This window comes from Vibrio sp. 1F255, assembly GCF_041439145.1.
In the GTDB taxonomy this organism is placed as follows: Bacteria; Pseudomonadota; Gammaproteobacteria; order Enterobacterales; family Vibrionaceae; genus Vibrio; species Vibrio crassostreae_C.
Genome location: NZ_JBGONQ010000011.1, coordinates 1 through 20,216 on the forward strand (window position 1 = coordinate 1; position 20,216 = coordinate 20,216).

Annotated in this window: 17 protein-coding genes; 9 read left to right on the forward strand and 8 right to left on the reverse strand. The window is 44.3% G+C overall.

All coding sequences use genetic code 11. The features are described 5' to 3' along the window. Positions 1-126: 126 nt before the first annotated feature. The 3 genes from ACED41_RS08435 (at position 127) to aroG (ending at position 2,393) form a co-directional block, all read left to right on the forward strand. On the forward strand, positions 127-798 hold the full coding sequence (locus ACED41_RS08435) for a DUF3313 domain-containing protein (RefSeq protein ID WP_017068633.1): 672 nt from the start codon (positions 127-129) through the stop codon (positions 796-798). Positions 799-811: 13 nt separating this feature from the next. Next, a complete protein-coding gene (locus ACED41_RS08440) occupies positions 812-1,027 on the forward strand; it encodes a DUF3820 family protein (protein WP_004730103.1) in 216 nt (71 codons plus the stop codon). 313 nt (positions 1,028-1,340) lie between these two features. After that, complete coding sequence (gene aroG, locus ACED41_RS08445; protein ID WP_017061746.1) at positions 1,341-2,393, forward strand: 3-deoxy-7-phosphoheptulonate synthase AroG; 1,053 nt, start codon at positions 1,341-1,343, stop codon at positions 2,391-2,393. Between the two features lie 110 nt (positions 2,394-2,503). Here aroG and ACED41_RS08450 read toward each other — a convergent pair whose 3' ends face one another. From ACED41_RS08450 to ACED41_RS08460, 3 genes are all read right to left on the reverse strand, one after another. Beyond that, complete coding sequence (locus tag ACED41_RS08450) at positions 2,504-3,928, reverse strand: phosphomannomutase CpsG (protein ID WP_371724790.1); 1,425 nt, start codon at positions 3,926-3,928, stop codon at positions 2,504-2,506. A gap of 15 nt (positions 3,929-3,943) precedes the next feature. Then, positions 3,944-5,479 (reverse strand): mannose-1-phosphate guanylyltransferase/mannose-6-phosphate isomerase, encoded by a 1,536-nt coding sequence (locus ACED41_RS08455; protein ID WP_371724792.1) that lies wholly within the window; start codon positions 5,477-5,479, stop codon positions 3,944-3,946. 93 nt (positions 5,480-5,572) lie between these two features. Further along, on the reverse strand, positions 5,573-6,742 hold the full coding sequence (locus ACED41_RS08460; RefSeq protein ID WP_017061743.1) for a mechanosensitive ion channel family protein: 1,170 nt from the start codon (positions 6,740-6,742) through the stop codon (positions 5,573-5,575). A 186-nt stretch (positions 6,743-6,928) separates the two neighbouring features. Between ACED41_RS08460 and ACED41_RS08465 the strand changes: the two genes are divergently transcribed. Both ACED41_RS08465 and ACED41_RS08470 read left to right on the forward strand, forming a co-directional pair. After that, positions 6,929-7,585, forward strand: a complete 657-nt coding sequence (locus ACED41_RS08465) for a TrkA family potassium uptake protein (RefSeq protein WP_019820412.1) — start codon at positions 6,929-6,931, stop codon at positions 7,583-7,585. A gap of 19 nt (positions 7,586-7,604) precedes the next feature. Continuing rightward, complete coding sequence (locus ACED41_RS08470) at positions 7,605-8,972, forward strand: TrkH family potassium uptake protein (RefSeq protein WP_017065604.1); 1,368 nt, start codon at positions 7,605-7,607, stop codon at positions 8,970-8,972. Between the two features lie 98 nt (positions 8,973-9,070). Here the strand turns inward: ACED41_RS08470 and msrB are convergent, their stop codons facing one another. Beyond that, complete coding sequence (msrB, locus tag ACED41_RS08475) at positions 9,071-10,213, reverse strand: peptide-methionine (R)-S-oxide reductase MsrB (protein ID WP_017061740.1); 1,143 nt, start codon at positions 10,211-10,213, stop codon at positions 9,071-9,073. 200 nt (positions 10,214-10,413) lie between these two features. Between msrB and ACED41_RS08480 the strand changes: the two genes are divergently transcribed. Continuing rightward, a complete protein-coding gene (locus ACED41_RS08480; protein WP_017068628.1) occupies positions 10,414-10,812 on the forward strand; it encodes an OsmC family protein in 399 nt (132 codons plus the stop codon). 131 nt (positions 10,813-10,943) lie between these two features. Here the strand turns inward: ACED41_RS08480 and ACED41_RS08485 are convergent, their stop codons facing one another. The 4 genes from ACED41_RS08485 to phnW form a co-directional block, all read right to left on the reverse strand. Next, positions 10,944-12,014, reverse strand: coding sequence for an OmpA family protein (locus tag ACED41_RS08485; protein ID WP_371724793.1), 1,071 nt, complete (start codon positions 12,012-12,014; stop codon positions 10,944-10,946). Positions 12,015-12,454: 440 nt separating this feature from the next. After that, positions 12,455-13,273 (reverse strand): phosphonoacetaldehyde hydrolase, encoded by an 819-nt coding sequence (phnX, locus tag ACED41_RS08490; RefSeq protein WP_371724794.1) that lies wholly within the window; start codon positions 13,271-13,273, stop codon positions 12,455-12,457. 92 nt (positions 13,274-13,365) lie between these two features. Next, a complete protein-coding gene (locus ACED41_RS08495; protein ID WP_371724795.1) occupies positions 13,366-14,787 on the reverse strand; it encodes an aspartate aminotransferase family protein in 1,422 nt (473 codons plus the stop codon). Next, on the reverse strand, positions 14,787-15,890 hold the full coding sequence (gene phnW / locus ACED41_RS08500) for a 2-aminoethylphosphonate--pyruvate transaminase (protein WP_371724796.1): 1,104 nt from the start codon (positions 15,888-15,890) through the stop codon (positions 14,787-14,789). Before phnW ends, ACED41_RS08495 begins: the two co-directional genes overlap by 1 nt. Before the next feature lie 366 nt (positions 15,891-16,256). Between phnW and ACED41_RS08505 the strand changes: the two genes are divergently transcribed. The 3 genes from ACED41_RS08505 to ACED41_RS08515 all read left to right on the forward strand — a co-directional run bounded on the left by ACED41_RS08505 (position 16,257) and on the right by ACED41_RS08515 (position 20,210). Further along, complete coding sequence (locus ACED41_RS08505) at positions 16,257-17,267, forward strand: putative 2-aminoethylphosphonate ABC transporter substrate-binding protein (protein ID WP_017104203.1); 1,011 nt, start codon at positions 16,257-16,259, stop codon at positions 17,265-17,267. A 184-nt stretch (positions 17,268-17,451) separates the two neighbouring features. After that, entirely contained in the window at positions 17,452-18,873 is a 1,422-nt protein-coding gene (locus ACED41_RS08510) for an FAD-dependent oxidoreductase (RefSeq protein ID WP_371724797.1), read from the forward strand. A 227-nt stretch (positions 18,874-19,100) separates the two neighbouring features. Beyond that, positions 19,101-20,210, forward strand: coding sequence for a putative 2-aminoethylphosphonate ABC transporter ATP-binding protein (locus ACED41_RS08515; protein WP_102481483.1), 1,110 nt, complete (start codon positions 19,101-19,103; stop codon positions 20,208-20,210). Positions 20,211-20,216 lie beyond the last annotated feature (6 nt).

Here is a 20,216-nt window from a genome sequence, read left to right on the forward strand (position 1 = left end):
TTGTTTGGCGACGATTATCTGATCATAAATTAAGCCTTTTTTCTATCTAAATAAAAAAGTTAGCTCTTAAGATCCTGTCTATGATGTCATACTTAATTAGATTCCTTAATTTTGACTAAGTGCGTTATGAACCCTTTAAAAGTCCTTTTGCTTGTTGCAACCAGCATTTTCTTGCTTGGTTGTGCAGGCGGCCCAATTAGAACCGCTACTAAATTTACCAGCTACGAAGATTTTCAGGCTGGGCCTGACGGAGGCGTCGACTTGGTTTGGGCAAGGGTTGGGCTACGTGACGCGCAGCGTTTGAAATCCAAGTTAGATGACTACGATTCTGTAGTGATCGACCAAATTTTTGTTTTAGCAGAAGAAGGTTCGTTGGATCAGGAAGAGATTCAGGAACTCACTGAGCACATGGTTGCGCGCTTGGAAGATAAAATATCGCCTCATAAAACGATTGTCGATGAACCGACAGGAAAAACGCTCCGCTTGAGTATCGCTCTGAGTAACGTTGAAACGCCCAATCCGCTCTTAGCTGTAACGAGCAGCGTTCTGCCGTTTGGTCTTGCGATGTCAACCATATCTAAGGTCACGACTGGTGAGCACACCAATGTTGGGAGTGCGAGTGTAGAGTTATTGGTCAGTGATGCTCAAGAGGGCACACCACTGTTTGCAGCCATCGACCGTGAAGCGGGTAACAAAGATTTTTCAACCATGATTGATTCGCTGGATGATGCCAAAGACGCGATCAACTATTGGGTTGAACGTTTAGGTGATACTCTACACAACATAGATGACGCATAGTAAAGACCGAATAATGCTAGAGAAAGAGAACCTGATTAAGTTGGCTCGAATGCAGATGCCATTTGGAAAGTACGCGGGTCGTACACTGATTGACTTACCTGAAGAATATTTGCTGTGGTTTGATAAAAAGGGATTCCCGTCTGGCGAACTCGGCGATTTATTGAAACTGTGCCTTGCTCTGAAAATTGAAGGGCTTGATAGTGTCGTCAAGCCATTGAAAAGAATGTAATTAAATAAAAGCTCACGCTGATCACGTGAGCTTTTTTGTTTTTGAGTTCGACACAATTTTACATGCATGATGTAGCTTGAAGAATGGCTCTTCTTACCTTGCTATAAAATACGCAATCGATAGCGTGTAAATAATGGTATACAGGGTGTTTTAAATATAAAACACAAAAAAAATTGCGTTTATTTTTAATTAGTGATTGAAACTAGAGTTTTTACTAGTTAAGTTACAGGGAACAAGAAGATTAGTGCTGATAGAAAGTGACGTGAGACAACGTACATTCAGCTCAAGGATAGAAAAAAGGAAGAAGTAAGCAATGTTCCAGACTGATGATGTAAGAATTAACAAAGTAAAAGAGTTATTACCCCCTGTTGCTGTTTTAGAAAAGTTTCCAGCGACAGAAGTTGCTTCTTCTACAACCTTTGAAAGCCGCAAAGCGATCCACAATATTTTAGAAGAGAGCGATGATCGCTTGCTTGTTATTGTCGGCCCATGTTCTATTCATGACACAGAAGCTGCTCTTGAGTACGGTAAACGTTTGAAAGTGTTGCGCGACGAACTTGGTGATAACCTTGAAATCGTAATGCGTGTTTACTTTGAAAAACCACGTACAACTGTTGGTTGGAAAGGTCTAATAAATGACCCGTACATGAACGATACGTTCAAGCTAAATGATGGCCTTCGTCTAGGACGTAAGCTACTGCTAGACCTAACTGACATGGGCATGCCAACGGCAAGCGAATTCCTAGACATGATCACGCCTCAATACGTTGCTGACCTAATCAGCTGGGGTGCAATCGGCGCACGTACTACAGAATCTCAAGTTCACCGCGAACTGGCTTCTGGCCTATCTTGCCCAGTTGGATTTAAGAATGGTACTGATGGCAACATCAAGATTGCAACAGATGCTATTCGCTCTGCTAGCGCTTCTCACCACTTCTTATCAGTAACTAAGTACGGTCACTCAGCTATCGTTGAAACAGCAGGTAACCCTGATTGTCATATCATCCTACGTGGTGGCAAAGAGCCAAATTACAGCGCAGAACACGTTGGTAAGATTAAAGAAGAGCTAGCAGCTTCTGGTCTTCCACAAAAAGTGATGATCGATTTCAGCCACGCAAACAGCTCTAAGCAGTTTAAGCGTCAAATGAACGTATCTGATGACGTAAGCGCACAAATTTCTGGTGGCGACAAAGCTATCTTTGGTGTGATGATTGAATCTCATCTTGTTGAAGGTCGCCAAGACCTGGTTGAGGGCAAAGCTGCAACGTACGGCCAATCTGTTACTGATGCGTGTATTGGTTGGGAAGACACTGAAACAGTACTTCGCCAGCTGGCAGACGCTGTTGAAGCTCGTCGTAACAAATAGACTAATTACAGTCAGCGATTAAGCTACTGAAAATTCAAAGCCCTTAGTTAGCAACAGCTAATAAGGGCTTTTTTGTGGATCTTAGTTGAAAACTGGAAGTGTCTGTATTCTTAAATGAGAAAAGACAGTAACTCGTCGACTTTAAGTGACAGTAAAGTTTTATCTTGTTTGGTTTCAACGTTAAGGCGTATTAATGGCTCGGTATTGGACTTTCTTAAGTTGAAGCGCCATGAGCCCATATTCATGCTGATTCCGTCTGTGTGATCGATCTCAACGGCATGATCTTGGTAGTGCGATAACACGCAAGCCATGACCTGCTCTGGGTCTGAGACTCTTCGATTGATCTCCCCGGAAGAGGGGAATCTATCTATACTAGTACTCGTTAATTGGTGAAGAGATTGTTGAGTTTTCGAAATCAGCTCGATAACCAATAGCCAAGGAATCATGCCTGAATCGCAATATCCAAAATCACGAAAATAATGGTGTGCGCTCATTTCGCCCCCATAGACGGCATTCGTTTCACGCATCTTCTCTTTGATCAGTGCGTGTCCTGCTTTAATTCCAATCGCTTTTCCACCATGCGTTTTTGCGATTTCAATTGTGTTCCAGGTCATGCGCATATCGTGCAATACAGTCGTGTTAGGCTGTTTGACCAAGAATGCTTCAGCAAGCAACCCTACAATGTAATAACCCTCGATGTAATTGCCTTGCTCATCAAAGAAAAAGCATCGGTCGAAGTCTCCATCCCAAGCAATTCCAAGGTTGGCAGAATGCTCTAAAACGGCATCTCGAGTGGCTGCTTGGTTCTCTCTAATCAAAGGGTTTGGAATACCATTTGGGAAGTTTCCATCAGGGTTATGATGAACTTTGATGAAGGTGATAGGGACACCGAGTTCGTTAAATTTATTATCTAAAGCATCAATGATATGTCCTGCAACACCGTTCCCAGCATTAACCACAATCTTCATCGGTGACAGCTTTGATGGGGTTATGTACGAGAGTAGGTGCTCGACGTACGGAGCAAGAATACTGTTCGATCTACTAGAGTTACTTGGTTGTGCATGAACGAACGGTAAATTGCAGTTCAGCTCTTGATTAAGTTCTTCAATGCGTCGTTTGATTTCATCTAAACCACTGTTTTTACTGATAGGGCTAGCGTCTACACCGACCATTTTCATGCCGTTGTAATTGATTGGGTTGTGGCTGGCTGTGATTTGTATTCCGCCAATCGCTTTTAGGTAACGAGTCGCAAAGTAGACCTCTTCAGTGCCAGTCATACCTAGATCAATGACGGTAATCCCTGACTCGATTAAGCCTTTGGTCATGGCTTCTTGTAATGACAGGGAGGTTTTGCGGTTATCACGACCAATCACTACCTGCGCCAAACCATCGAGTGAGGTTTCAGGCTTAGCGGATAGGACGTATTCGCCAAATGCCTTACCGAGCAGGTAGGCGAGTGGCTCATTGATTTGTTTACCAATGACGCCGCGGATATCGTTGTTCTTAAAGCAGTTTAGGTCTAATGTTGGTTTCATCGATTTGTCGCTGCTTTATTTCGTTTGGTTGTGCTTTGATGAGTGGACTTGTTGCTTGCGCACGTCTCGCCCATAACTGTCTTGATATCGAATGATGTCGCCTTCACTTAAATGACTGCCTGTTTGTACTTCAATCATCTCGAGTGGGAGATCCCCTGGGTTCTCTAGGCTGTGAATATGACCTAAAGGGATGTAAGTGGATTGATCTTCTTCAACCAGATAGGTTTTCTCATTATTGGTCACTTTCGCAGTACCCGCCACGACTACCCAATGTTCCGCTCTATGGTGGTGCATTTGTAACGACAACTTGTGACCGGGTTTAACGGTGATACGTTTAACTTTGTCGCGCTTGCCTAGGTCGATAACATCGTATTTACCCCAAGGTCTAAACACCTCACGATGATGCACATGTTCTGTGCGACCCGCTTGATTTAGTTGACTGACAATCGATTTAACACCCTGAACCTTGTCTTTATTTGCAACCAATATAGCGTCTTTGGTTTCGGCAATAATCAGGTTGTCGACACCTACCGTCGCAACCAGCTTATTTTCAGCATGGATGTAGTTGTGTTGAGAGTCGACGGTTAACACATCACCTTCAATGACGTTATTGTGCTGATCTTTTTCGCTTACATCCCAGATCGCGGACCATGAGCCAATATCGTTCCAGCCGACATCCATCGGGATCACCGCGGCGTGCGAGGTCTTTTCCATCACGGCGTAATCGATTGAATCACTTGGACTGCTTTTGAATGCTTCAGCGTCTATACGGATAAAGTCGAGGTCGGTATTTTGCGTTGCAAGAGCGAGTTTACAAGCCGCTACTATCTCAGGGTGGTGTTCGGCGAGTTCTTCAACATAGCGTGATGCCTTAAACATGAACATGCCACTGTTCCATAAGTATTGTCCTGAGCGGATGTACTCTTCTGCTGTTGCTGTGTCTGGCTTTTCTACAAAGCATTCTATGGCGAAGGCGTGATTGATTGGCTGCTCTGTTCCATTAGTATCAGTTTGAGCACTGGAGGAAAGAGGCTCTCCCTGCTTGATATAGCCATAGCCAGTCTCTGGGGAGCTAGGTGTTATACCGAATGTCACCAGCTTGCCTTGTTTTGCATAATCAACACCACGACTAATCGCTTGTTGGAATTCAGAGGTTTTCGCGATGTGATGATCAGCAGCCAGCACTAACAAGATAGGGTCGGATGCGCTTTGTTCATTAAGCGGTGGTTTACTTAAAGCCTTTAGGGCGGCAAGCGCAATGGCTGGGGCTGTATTTCTACCGACTGGCTCTAGCAGAATACCACTATGTTGAATGTTAGCTGATCGAGCTTGTTCAGCGGCAATAAAGCGATGCTCTTCATTACAGATAATGAATGGGGCATCGCATTTACTATCCATCAAGTGCTCTTCAAGGCCTTGCAGGCGTTGAAGTGTGTGCTGAAGCATTGACTGGTCGCCGGCAATATTGAGAAATTGCTTAGGGTAAAGCTCGCGAGACAGTGGCCAGAGACGACTTCCGGAGCCGCCGGCTAGAATGACAGGTAAAATCATAGCGTGGTAATTAGGTGCATTAGAATACTGCCATCATATTACCACGCTTCACGCTTCACGCTTATTACTTATCGATAACCAAGAAGGATATGACTATCGATGACCTTCCGTAGGGGAGTTCAACATGTCTTTGGGATCGCTAATATTCTGATTATCACCTAGGCTTTGAACGCTGTTATGATCTTGAACATTAGAAAAGTCTTGAGGGTCAATCTTGAGTGTCTGTGTTGGGAACGCGATGTCTGCATTGTGTTTATGAATAATCGCCAGAACCTGTAACAGAACGTCTTGCTTCACTTTGTGGTACCTGATCCAGTTGACTGTTTTTGTGAAGGTATAGATAAAGAAGTTGAGCGTTGATGGCCCAAATTTGTCAAAGTTAACGATCAACGTCTGTTTGGCATCAATATCTGGGTGGGTCTCGAGCATGGTTCTTACATCATCAACAATGAGCGCCAATTTGTCTGCATCTTGATAACGAAGACCAAAGGTTTCATTGATTCTACGATTCAACATTCTCGATGGATTCTCTACCACAATACTACTGAACACCGAATTTGGCACGTACAAAGGACGCTTATCAAAAGTGCGGATGATCGTCATGCGCCAACCAATGCGTTCGACAGTGCCTTCGATTTGACGATCGGGAGAACGTATCCAATCACCGACTTTAAAAGGGCGGTCGAAGTAAATCATCATGCCACCGAAGAAATTCGACAGTAAGTCCTTAGCCGCTAAACCGACGATCAAGCCACCAACACCACCAAAGGTGAGTAAGCCGGAAAGACTGAGCCCAAATGCCTGCATAATGGTTAGGCCGCCCATCACCATAAAGAACAAGCGAGCGACTTTCGCTATCGCTTGTACAGTGGTTTCGTCTCTGGTTTTTTGCTCTAAGACATAGGCTTCAGTGTTAGTGATCATTCGTAAGGTAAACCAAACGAATGTACAGATAATCAATATGTGTTTAAGCGTTTTTAACCAATTGATTTCATTGCCAAACTGGTCTTGAAGTATTAGCCCGATAGAGACTGTAGCAGGCCAACACCAAAGTAATGTGCTGACAGGGGTTTTTAGTGCTTCTAGCAGTAGATCGTCCCAGTGGAATGGGGTTTTCTGAACCAGAATTTCTAAGCGATTATGGATAATTCGCCAAGCTACCCAAGCGAGAAAACTCGCAATAGTGATGAATAGGACGCTGTTTGCCCAATCACTATGGCTCTGGTTGATGTAGGTTTGTACTTGGGTTATGAATTCATTCATTGTGTGTGCTGCCGCAGAAATTATGAATTGGAAATTAGCAGAAACTCGAGTTGTTCTCTACCTTTATAAATCAAGCGATTATGACAATAGTATAACCTTATTCTTGCAGAACTAACTTTTTTTGAGATAGAAACTAATGTAGGTTTGGCTATCCCGTGTAATTAAAATTTCTAAACAGGATTTCAAATGAGCGACAAACAATATGCAGTTATCGGTTTAGGGCGATTTGGTCTGTCTGTTTGCAAAGAGCTACAAAGTTCAGGGGCACAGGTACTGGCCGTCGATATTGATGAAGAGCGAGTGAAAGAAGCGGCGGCTTTTGTTTCACAAGCGATTGTTGCGAACTGCACGAGCGAAGAGACGGTGAAAGAGTTAAGACTCGATGATTACGATATGGTGATGGTATCGATAGGCTCTGACGTTAACTCAAGCATTCTAACGACTTTGGTGGTGAAAGAATCTGGAGCAAAAGCAGTCTGGGTTAAGGCGAATGATAAGTTCCACGGCAAGATCCTCTCTAAGATTGGTGCTGACCATATCATCATGCCCGAGCGCGATATGGGTATTCGTGTTGCTCGTAAGATGCTGGACAGACGCGTTCTCGAATTTATCGACCTTGGCAGTGGCTTAGCGATGACGGAGATTGTTATTGGTTCTAAACTGTTGGGTAAGAAACTTGGCGATCTTAAGCTGTGTAAAGAAAATGGTGTTGAGGTACTTGGCTTCAAGCGAGGGCCGAACCTCACTAAAGCACCAGAATTGGATGTGAGTTTAGAAATTGGGGATGTGGTGATCATCGCTGGGCCGAAAGAGACCTTATCTAGAAAGCTACGCAATTGGTAATTGGCAATAAGGTAACAGTATGAATTCGTTAAAACGAAAAGGTACTTTCTACACGCTTAAGAGTGATAAAAAGCCACGTAAAGGCTCTGAACCTAAGATTATCCTTACGAGCTTCTTAGGCGTACTTATCCCCTCTGCAATATTGTTGACGATGCCTGTATTTTCTGTGACAGGCCTAAGTTTTACGGATGCACTGTTTACAGCAACCTCGGCGATCAGTGTGACAGGATTAGGTGTTGTCGATACCGGTGAGCATTTCACCTTGGCGGGTAAAATCTTACTGATGTTCTTGATGCAAGTCGGCGGGTTAGGGCAGATGACTCTATCTGCGGTACTGCTTTACATGTTCGGTGTTAGGTTAAGCCTTAAACAACAAGCACTCGCGAAAGAAGCGCTTGGCCAAGATCGTAAGATTAACCTTCGTAAATTGGTTAAGAAGATCATCATCTTTGCATTAGTGGCTGAATTTATCGGTTTTGTATTGCTCTGCTTCCGCTGGGTACCTGAGATGGGATGGTCAACGGGCAGTTTTTATGCTCTATTTCATGCGATATCTGCATTCAATAACGCAGGTTTTGCACTGTTTTCAGACAGTATGATGAGTTTTGTTGATGATCCGCTGGTGATCTTCACCTTAGCTGGCTTGTTTATTTTCGGTGGGCTAGGCTTCACAGTCGTCGGCGACCTATCGAGTAACTGGCGTAAAGGTTTTCGACATCTTCATTTACACACCAAGATTATGCTAACCGCCACTCCGACTCTATTGTTGGTAGGTACGGTATTGTTCTGGCTGCTAGAAAGAAATAACTCAGCAACCATGGAAGGGTTATCGACTCAAGGACAGTGGCTAGCCGCATTTTTTCAGTCGGCAAGTGCTCGTACTGCTGGCTTTAATAGTGTGGATTTGTCTCAGTACACACAGCCTGCGTTGCTGGTAATGATTGTACTGATGTTGATTGGTGCAGGTTCTACCTCAACAGGTGGTGGTATTAAGGTTTCGACCTTTGCAGTAGCCTTTGTCGCAACGTGGACCTTCCTCCGTCAGAAAAAGCACGTGGTGATGTTTAAGCGCACTGTGACTTGGCAAGCGGTAACAAAGTCATTGGCCATTATTGTGGTAAGTGGGGCGTTATTAACCACCGCGATGTTTTTGTTAATGCTTACTGAAAAGGCAGCGTTTGATCGAGTCATGTTTGAGGTGATTTCAGCCTTTGCAACGGTTGGCTTAACCGCTGGCTTAACCGCGAACCTGACTGAGCCAGGTAAATACATCATGATTGTTGTTATGGTGATTGGACGTATCGGTCCTTTGACCTTGGCTTATATGCTAGCTCGCCCAGAACCTTCCTTGTTGAAATATCCAGAAGACACGGTGTTGACTGGTTAATTAGGTTCACGGGCTGATAAATAAAGCTCTGTAAATAAAAACAAAGCCAGCGATATGCTGGCTTTGTTGTTATAGGCTGTTCGTTAAATGCTGAATGCTTAGCCCTCAAACATCTCAACGTATTCCTCATAGCCTTCTTCTGCTAATTTATCCGCTGGGATAAAGCGCATTGCGGCTGAGTTCATGCAGTAACGTAAGCCTGTTGGTTTTGGACCATCTTTAAATACATGTCCCAAGTGAGAATCACCAAACTTACTGCGAACCTCTGTTCTTGGGTAAAGCAGTTTGTAGTCAGTAGTTGTGACGACATAAGCCTCGCTGATTGGCTGTGTAAAGCTCGGCCAGCCTGTGCCTGACTTGTATTTGTCTTTTGAAGAGAACAATGGCTCCCCAGTTACGATATCAACGTAAATACCTTCTTGCTTGTTATCCCAGTATTTGTTGTCAAATGGGCGCTCAGTAGCGTCTTCTTGCGTTACATCGTATTGAAGTGCTGTAAGCTTCGCTTTGATCTCTGCATCAGACGGTTTTACGTATGTTTTAGCATTCGCTGTCGCATTCTTACTGTCGATGATCTGACGTAGTGTTTTAGGGTTGTCCTTTCTATCATCACCGAAGATCTTATCTAGGTACTGATCGCGGCCAGAAGCATAGCGGTAGTAGTTATAACGAACCTTACTCTTCTTGTAATAATCTTGGTGGTAATCTTCTGCTGGCCAGAACTTCTCAAATTTTATCAGTTCTGTTTTTAGTGGTGCACCAAAGATATTAGCTTTGTCGATCTCCATCATGAAGTTCTGAGCAACATCTTTTTGTGCTTGGTTATGATAGAAAATAGCCGGTCGATAATGACGGCCTCGGTCTACAAAAGAGCCTTTGTCATCGGTTGGATCGATGTGTCTGAAGAATTGGTCAAGAACCTGTTCATAGCTAACAACATCAGGGTTGTAAGTCACGTTTATCACTTCGATGTGACCCGACTTGCCTGAGGATACTTGTTTGTAGGTTGGGTTTTCTAGTTCACCGCCAGAATACCCAGAGATAACGTCGGTGACGCCTGTCAGCTTTTCTAGGTCGGATTCTGTACACCAAAAACAACCACCCGCGAGTGTCGCGATTTCACTATTACCTGAATTAGCTGTTTTATCCATTGTATTGGCAGTGCCAGTCTGGCTTACAAACAGCGAAATCAGTGGTAGCGCAACCACGAGTGATACCAATATTTTAGATAATTTATTCATAGATACCTCATCTTGACGTTCTTCTCATTCGATTTTGAATGTACGAATAGAGACAGGTTTTAGATGGAAAAAATTGCATCATTCATGAAAAAAATATGTTATCGAGAAAATCTTGCTCATAAATGCCGCCAGTAGTAGGGTGTAGGCATTGATGTAAAATAATAGATAATGATGACGTTTTCGTACATCTAAGGAACAACATGCAAGCAGAAGTTAAATGGGTCGAAGGCTTTAAATTCCTAGGTCAATCTCAATCTGGCCACTCTGTAGTAATGGATGGCAGTGGTGGTGCAACCGCGCCAAGCCCAATGGAAATGGTCCTTATGGCCGCTGGTGGTTGTAGCTCTGTTGATGTCGTCGATGGTTTGAAATCTGCAGGCCAGAACATCACAGGCTGTAATGCAAAACTTGAAACGACACGTCGTGAAACAGCACCAAAAATCTTTACTGTGATTAACATTCACTTTGAAGTGTCTGGTGACAACCTAGATCCTGAGTTAGTGGCTAAAGTATGTGCTGATTCGTTAGAAAAATACTGTTCAGTATGTCTAATGTTAGGTGCTGGCGTAGAAATGACTCACAGCTGGGAAATCGTTTAGTTTTCGGTTTGTACAGCCTAGCTTGGGGCCGGTACTTTTCGGCTTACGGCTTATTAGTAAAGACAGATACAGAAAAGGGCGGAGCACTTTGAGTGCTCCGCCCTTATTATTTCGGCTAAGGTAGAGTGCTGTTATTCAGCAGTTTCTACGATAACTTCTTCAACTTGTACTTCTTCTTGGTATTCGAAACCAGGGATCGTTGCGTCAACACGACGGTTTTGAGCACGACCTTCAGCTGTATCATTTGATGCAACTGGATTCTCTTCGCCTTCACCTGACGCTGTAATACGGTCTGCTTCAATGCCTTGCTCTTCGATGTATGCGGCTACAGCAGCAGCACGTTTCTTAGAGATCATTAGATTATACTCAGCTGCACCTGTTGAGTCGGTGTGACCAACAACATCAACTGATGATTGAGGGTGAGCTTTAAGTACTTCAACTAATGGCATTAATGCAATTTTACCATCTGTAGACAGTTCAGTACTGTTTGTCTCAAACATACCTTGAGAGAAGCTCTCAGTTTGCGCTTTAGTAACAACCACGGTTGTCTTCTCTTCAACAACAACTGCTGGTTCTGTGATTGGCTCAGATGGCGCTTGAGTCACTGCTACTGCAGAAGCTGTTGCAGCCGCCGCTGATGCTGTTGTGTTGCCAGTACCGAAGTTGTAGCTAACACCAACTGATAGTAGGTTCGAGTTCAGGTCTTGAACGTAGTTGTCGTCGAAATCATCAAAGTATTGGTATTCAACACGTAATGCCCAATCAGAAGATAGTTGCTTCTCTACACCGATACCAGCAGAAAGAACGACGTCATCCTCGCCACCGTGTGAAATGTAAGCAGGACCTGCTTTAAAGAATACGTCAAACTCTTGTTGTACTGCTAGGCGGTACATTGGAGTTAGCGAGATTGCGATCAGTGGATCGCTGAACGCAGCTGTTGTGCCGTTCTTTGAAAAGCTTGTCTTGTAGTCGCCAAGGAAGTCTGAGCTTAGCTCAATACCAAACTTGTCATTAAAATTGTAGCCAGAGTAGATGCCTGCACCAATTGCATCATCATCACACTTTTCACCGCTTACGCATGCGCTGTCTAGCCAGCCCACGCCCACTTTTGCACCCACGTAAGTCGTTGCAGCAATAGAAGGCGCTGCTGCTAGGCCTGAAGCGGCTACAACAGCACACATGATTTTTGACAGTTTTTTCATAATTTTTTCCTTGGATTAACTCTTATTTTTATCTGAACTTACCAGTAAAACGATCACTTATTGGGTTACGACACTGCTTATAATAAGTAAATCAAGGTGTTGGTTCAGGTGAACCTGTTTCTTTCTCAGTACTTATATTGTTAATCTGATTGCGTATTGGAGTCAATGAAATTGTTAAATATTATATATTTAAGATGCCTTTATTGTTGATTTTATCATTTGTTGGAATGTTTATGTTTAAGCTATAGCCTAGCCTCGTCTATTTACCAGTGGCGCTACGGGTAATAAGTAAAAAACTTGCGCTTTATCATGCTTATAAAACAAAAATCCCCACCCAATATGTATAACTCGAATGAGTACATGATTGGATAGGGATTTGAATTAAAGCGATTAGAGATGTTTTTCACGTACTTTACGTCACGTGAACATCTCGCTTTTGCTTATGGGCGCTCTCCTGCCAGTAAACGCTGTTCAATATCTGCAATGACACCTGGTAGGTCTGCAATGGTATCGATTAGGTAGTGTGGGTTTGATTTGTTTAGCTTAACGCTTGCTTTTTCACGTGCAGCTGCAAGTGTTGTCTCGTCTGCATCTAAATATTCTTGATACGTTAAGCCTGCTTCGTTCCCCGATAATACAAGTCCAACTGTCCACATGCCTGCGTTGTGACCCTCATCGATCCCCGGTGCTGCGTCGTCTACTTTTACACACGCAGCAACGCTAGTTACACCTAGATCGATTACGTTTTTCAGTGCCATAAATGGAGCAGGGCGACCACCTTGAGGTAAGTCATCGGTCGCTACCACGTTATCTGGTCGGTAACCGTAATCTGCAGCAGCAGGAATTAAAACATCCATCACTTCACGTGGGTAACCTGAACAAGACCCGATCTTCACGTTCTTCTCTTTTAGGTTATTGACCACTTCTATCGCATTCAAAATAGGTGCTGCGTGATCGGCTACTTTCGCTTTTTGAAGAGGCATGAATGCCGCGTAGATCGCGTCAACGTCTTCACTTGTCATGGAGCGTCCGAACTGAGCCTTCCAACGAGCGTCAACAGCTGGAATTCGACCCACTGCTTGGATGTGGTCCCATTTGCCGATCCCCATAGGTTCACGCGCTTCAGCTAAGTCGATGTCAAAGTCGAAACCTTGTTTGAATGCTTCAACGAAGATGCTAGTTGGAGCAAACGACCCAAAATCAACGATAGTGCCGGCCCAGTCAAAGATAACCGTTTGGATAGGTGATGTCGTGTTCATAATAGTGTCCTATTTTTGTGTCACTCCCAGTTCAAAGTTCTGGGAAACAAATGGTTGTTTAAGGTTATTGGTTTAAATGTTGATTTCGAGAATTAAAGGTATTCAAAATCTTTGCAGACTTTGGCTATCGCTTTTTCGAATACAGACAGAGCGACTTCTAGCTCGCTGCGGCTGATGATCAATGGTGGGCTCAATTGAATCACGTTACCTTGTGAAACCTTAAAGCTCAGGCCATCGTTCAGACATTGGTAAAGTACTGCTTCTGCTTCATCGAACGCTCGGTTTTTGGTGATATGGTCAGTGACCAATTCCACTCCCCAGAGCAGGCCGATGCCGCGAACGTCACCAATGACTGGGTATTTCTCTTTCATTTGAAGCAGTTGTTCACGCACGAATGCGCTGTCCGCTTGTACTTTTTCAAGTAGATTTTCTTGCTCAATCACTTCCATCGTAGCCAGTGCCGCCGCGCAGCCAATAGGACTTTTCTCGTGGGTGTAGTGACCAAGTGATACTTGCGCTGCCGTGTTGTATTTGTCTTTAGTGACCATGGCTGCAATTGGAACCAAGCCCCCGCCAAAACCTTTACCGATACAAAGAATGTCAGGTTCGATATCAAAGGCCTGGTGAGTGAACCATTCGCCACTACGACCCATACCGTTTGGAATGTCGTCGATGATCAACATGACGTTATGCTTATCGCAGATCTCACGGATGCGCTTCCAGTAAGCTTTGCTTGGAACCTGAACGTCTGTGTTACGCACTGCTTCGGCAATGAAGGCTCCAATGCCACCTTCTTTTTCAATCACATACTCTAAATAGTCGGCATAGTGAACGTCGCATGCAGTTTCGTTTGCATTGACTGCGCTATTCTCGTTAAACGGGAAAGCGCTACGATAAGAAACGGCTGGTGGAATACGTTCTACGCCAGCCATTAATGGCCCCATGCCTTCGCGGAAACACGCTTCGCCCCCCACTGAAATTGCATCGAGTGACGCGCCATGGAATGAATCCCACAATGACACTACTTTGAAATTGTTGGTGACATGTCGAGCTAGTTTGAGCGCCATGCCGATCACTGATGTGCCACCAGGAGCAAACAACACGCGATTCAAATCACCACCGCAGATCTGTGTGAGTTTCTCAGCACACTGAACGGCCGTCTCATTGGTAAAGCGACGCGGTGAAAACGGCAATGACGCCATTTGCTGAGTCACTTTATTGATGATGTGTGGGTGACCATAACCTAGCTGGTGAACATTATTGCCGTGAAAGTCCATGTACTTCTTGCCCGTCGCATCTTGAATGTAGATGCCTTCGGCTGCTTCAAGTGTGTCTAGGCAAGGCGTTGACATGGCTTGATGAAGAAACACGTCAGCATCACGCTTTAACATTACTTGAGTCGCATCATCGTTTAGCGACTCGTTCCATTTTTCGCGTGCTGGCGTGGTGTTCACATCGCCTTCGCTTCGAAAGTGTGTGGCCTTTAGAACTGGCTCTGGATTGGTCGTCGTCATTATTTGATGTCCCAGTACATAGCGTTTTTCACTGCGATAATGAGAGCTTCAATGTCTGACGGATACACTTCACCAATGTTACCGATTCGGAAGCAGTCTGCGTTTGAAACCTTGCCCGGGTAAATCACAAACCCTTGCTCTTTCAAACGGTCATAGAATTCCTTGAATTGATAATCGCTATGAGTTGGAGAATAGAAAGAGGTGATAATCGGTGAATGAAGGTCATCATTTAGCAGAGGCTCAAAACCAAGAGAGCGCATACCTGCAACCAATGTGGTTTGGTTGGTTTGGTAACGATTATGACGAGCTTCGATACCACCTTCCTGTTCCAATTCAAGTAGAGCTTGATAGAAAGCACGCACTGTATGCGTCGGAGAGGTAAAACGCCATTTACCGAGGTTGCTTTCCATGCAGTGCCATTGGTCAAACAGATCAAGGCTTAATGAACGAGCTTGGCCTTTGCACTTTGCCAGTTCCGATTGCTTAGCAATAACAAAGCCGAAGCCCGGTACACCTTGGACGCACTTGTTTGCAGAGCTGATCATGTAATCGATACCTAAGTCAGCGATATCCATAGGGATGCCACCAAAGCTCGACATTGCATCGAGAATGACGGTTTTGTTGTGCTGTTTTGCCAATTTGGCAATGTCTTCAATTGGATTCAGCATGCCTGTCGTGGTTTCACAGTGCACAATCGCAACGTGAGTAATGTCTGAATCCATGGCCAATGCCGTTTCCATTTCGTTCAAGTCAGGCTGTGATGTTTCACCTGGGGAAACGACATGGCATGGAATGTTTAAGTATTCTGCGATTTGAGCAATACGAGCGCCGTACGCACCGTTATCAACAACAAGAAGCTTACCGTTGTTAGAGATAACGCTACCGATTGTTGCTTCTACCGAAGCGGTGCCGCTACCTTGCATTAATACGCTTGTATATCCCGCTTGCTTAGTCGCTAAAGTCACTAGCTTGCTACGAATCACTTCAACAACGTCTTTGTTGTATTCATCATCCCAAGTACACCAATCTTTTAACATCGCTTGGCGAACGGTTTCAGAAGTAGATAAAGGGCCCGGTGTCAGCAGTAAGTATTCGTTTCTCATGTTCAACTCTCGTGATTTTAACTTTGGACTATACCAATATTAGAGTTACTTTAACAACCAATTTAAACGGTCGTAAATAGCCCAAACATCATTTTCACAAAAGCTTCATATTAAAAATGGTCACTTGTCTTGAGAAAGTTTTCGATCTTTAAATTGCCATTTTTCGTTCATTTAATCGTCACAAAAGCCAGTTAGCTTAATAATCGAAATCTGGTACATACCAGTGGGAGGGGTGTGTGCCAACAACTGGAATGAATTTTTGAATATAGGTGCCTCTCGATAGGGCTTCTAGCTTTAACAACTTTAACTTTGGCAATTTTTAATTTTGGCAACTTCTCACTCTAGAGTTGGGCCTGACTGGAGAAAATGATGAAAAACCGTTTTATGAAAGGATCACTTGCAGCGTTAGTAACTCTACTCGCTGGTAATGCTTATGCAGCACAGGAAGTGACGGTTTACACCGCTTTTGAAACTGACATTTTAGCGAAATACAAGAACGCATTTGAAAGTGAAAATCCAGACATCAACATCAAGTGGGTACGTGATTCAACTGGGATCATGACGGCAAAATTATTGGCCGAAAAAAACAACCCGCGTGCAGAAGTGGTGTGGGGCCTTGCTGGTTCTTCAATGGCACTGCTTAAAGAAGAGGGCATCCTGAAACCTTATACGCCTCAAGGTGTAGAAGCATTACGCGCTAACCTTAACGACCCGCAATCTACTCAAGCTTGGTATGGCAACGACGCATTTTTCAATGCGGTTTGTTTCAACGAAGTAGTTGCTAAGCAATTGAACCTACCTGCACCTAAATCTTGGGATGATCTAACAAAGCCTATCTACAAAGGACACATTGCAATGCCAAACCCAGCGTCTTCTGGTACCGGCTACATGCAGGTTTCGGCTTGGTTACAAAACATGGGTGAAGACCAAGGTTGGAACTACATGCAGAAGCTAGACCAAAACATTGCTCACTACACGCACTCTGGTTCTAAGCCATGTGTTCAAGCGGGCATGGGTGAAGTCGCTATCGGTATTTCTATGGCGAGCCGTGGCGCTAAGCTGAAAACTCAAGGCGCTCCACTTTCAGTTATTACGCCTGAAGGCATCGGCTGGGAATCGGAAGCTGTAGGCCTTGTTAAGCCTTCTGATGCAGCACAACGTGTTATCGATTGGTCTATTTCTAAAGCGGCAAATGAGCTTTACATCGAAATGTACCCAGTTGTTGGTCACCAAGATGTGACAGGCAAAGCAGAGAACTTCCCTAATGTAGAAAAGAACATGGCAAAAATGGACTTCGCTCGCATGGGCAGTGAACGTGCAGACGTTCTTAAAACATGGTCTGAGAAGTTTGACGCTAAATCAGAGCCAAAATCTTAATCTGCTGAGCTTTTTAGTTCATGAGCTCCTTAGTTAATTATCTACTGAGCTTATTAGACACATAGTTTATTAGACACGTAGTCCATTAGATATACAGCTCATTAGAAGTTAGAAATCAGTAAAGGAAGGCTTCGGTCTTCCTTTTTTAGTTTTACGCCTTTAGGTTTTAAGTAAGGTACAACAAATGACAAAGCACTACTCATATTGGTTCAAGCAAGCGTTAGAGCAAGAGTTTGGCAACATCAATGAGGGGCTAGATTCGGCGAAGTCGCTCCAAAAAGACGTCAACTGTGATATCGCCATTGTTGGCGGTGGCTATACGGGTTTATGGACGGCGATTTTAATCAAACAACAGCAACCCGAAAAGCATGTTGTCGTGATTGAAAAAGGCCTATGTGGTAGCGGTGCTTCTGGTGAGAACGGCGGTTGCATGCTGACGTGGTCAACTAAGTATCCGACGCTGAAAAAGCTCTACGGAAAAGAACAAGCGAAATGGTTGGTTAAGGAATCGGAAAAGGTTATATACGAGATCGAAGCCTTCTGTAACGAACACAAGATTGACGCGCATCTATATCGCAGCGGAACTTACTACACGGCGACCAATGAAGCTCAAAAGGGTGGAATGGAGCCAGTCGTTAATGAGCTGGTTAAGCAGGGCATCAATAGCTGGAAGAAGTGCGACAATTCTTTGGCTGATAAAGCGGGATCTGATCGCCACATTGAGGGTTACTACTCAGAAGTTGCGGGTAGTGTGCAGCCTGCGTTATTGGCTAGAGGTTTGCGCAGAGTTGCTCTCGAACTGGGTGTCGAAATTCACGAAAATACAGAGATGGCTTCTCTTGATTACGGCTCCCCAGCTCGTATCCAGACTAAGGGCGGAGCTGTGTTTGCAGACAAAGTGATCTTAGCACTCAATGCGTGGATGCTCGATCACTTTAAAGAGTTCAAACGCAGCATAGTGGTTGTTTCTTCAGATATGGTGGTGACCAAGCCTATTCCTGAAAAGCTCAAGCAGTTTGGTCCAGAGAAAGGGGCAGCGGTGGTAGATTCGCGTATCTTTGTCCACTATTACCGAGATACCCAGGACGGACGACTCATGTTGGGCAAAGGCGGTAATAAGTTCTCGTTTGCCAATCAAGTTGAAAGCATGTTTAACCAAACGACCAACTACCTGCCGATTCTCAATCAATCGTTTCAAAAACTGTTCCCTAAATTGGAACAAAGTGAATTCGATTACAACTGGTCAGGAGGCTCAGATCGTTCGGTCACCGGTCTGCCATTTTTCGGTAATCTAAAAGGCCAAGGCAACATCTATTATGGGCTTGGTTATTCAGGCAATGGCGTTGCTCAAACCCGTATGGGCGGAAAAATTTTGTCAGCAATGGTACTCGATATCGACAATGCATGGACACGAAGCGGTTTAACCAAAGGCCCATTAGGACACTTCCCGCCAGAGCCATTTCGTTGGGTAGGTGCGATGATGGTGCGTGATGCGGTACGAAGAAAAGAGAACGCGGAAGATTCGGGTAGCAAGCCATTGTGGCTAGATAAACAGTTATCCAAACTCGCAGGTGCGGCGGGCAAAGCCGACAAGGTTGAATCATAGATTAATCTAGCGTTTAAATTAGAAGTTTACATTTAGGCTCTCAGTGATTTATGGGCAAGTCACTGAGGGCTTTCAACGTTGAACGAACTTTTAATGCTGAACAAATAGCAATCTTTAATGCTTATTATATCTGCAATATAACTGTCATTTAGCTTCTATAAATTTGTCACTCAACTGCAATATTCTCAGTTTAAATTTGGTATATACCATATAGAGAGTGCTGTAGTATGAGCAACCAAACTTATTTGAATATTGAAAACGTTGTAAAGCAATTTGGCCAATTTACAGCGTTAAAAGACATCTCCCTATCGATAGATAAAGGCGAGTTCGTCTGTTTTCTTGGCCCGTCCGGCTGTGGAAAAACCACCTTATTACGTGCGATTGCAGGTCTAGACTTGCCAACTTCAGGTTCCATTGAGCAGAACGGTAATGATACGACCTTCTTGCCACCAGAAAAGCGCGACTTTGGCATCGTGTTCCAATCTTACGCTTTGTTTCCAAATCTCACTGTAGAAGAAAACATTGCGATTGGTCTGAAAAACCAAGGCATGTCGACCAAAGAAGCCCTTGAGACGGTTGAGTCTTGGTTAGAGACCATCGGCTTACCAACGTCTGGTCAGAAATACCCAAATCAGCTATCTGGTGGACAACAGCAGCGTGTTGCTCTGGCTCGCGCATTAGCGTTGTCTCCAGGCTTGTTGTTACTCGATGAACCGCTGTCTGCGTTGGATGCGAAGGTAAGAACACATCTGCGTGACGAGATCTGCCAACTGCAACGCAAGTTGGGTATCACCACTATCATGGTGACGCACGACCAAGATGAAGCCTTAACGATGGCAGACCGAATTGTGGTGATGAACCATGGTGTCATTGAGCAAGTAGGTGCCCCACAAGAGATCTACCAAAAACCCGTCAGTCGTTTTGTGGCTGAGTTTGTTGGCAGCATGAACTTCATTCAAGCTTCTGTCGCAGCGCAAGGCAAGATACGTATTGCTGAGTCGATGTTACCGTTGCCGGGTTTAGATAACCTCACGCCAAATCTGGGTGATGTTTTCGATATTGCCGTTCGTCCAGAGCAAATCCAGTTTGTGGATCGTTTTAGTGAGTCATTACCCGTGAGAATCGTATCAAGCGAATTCTTAGGGGCGTTTTATCGTGTTGAGTGTCAATTGCAACATGACTCCACGGCGAAAGAGATCATCGTTGATGTATCAGTCAAAGAGTTCAATCGATTGAAGCTGCGTCGCAGTGATATTCGTTATGTGGCGTTTGACCAAGAAGGCCTGAGAGCTTACCCATCGAAAAGCCTGCAAGTGATGAAAGACGAGGCGGCGTAAATAATC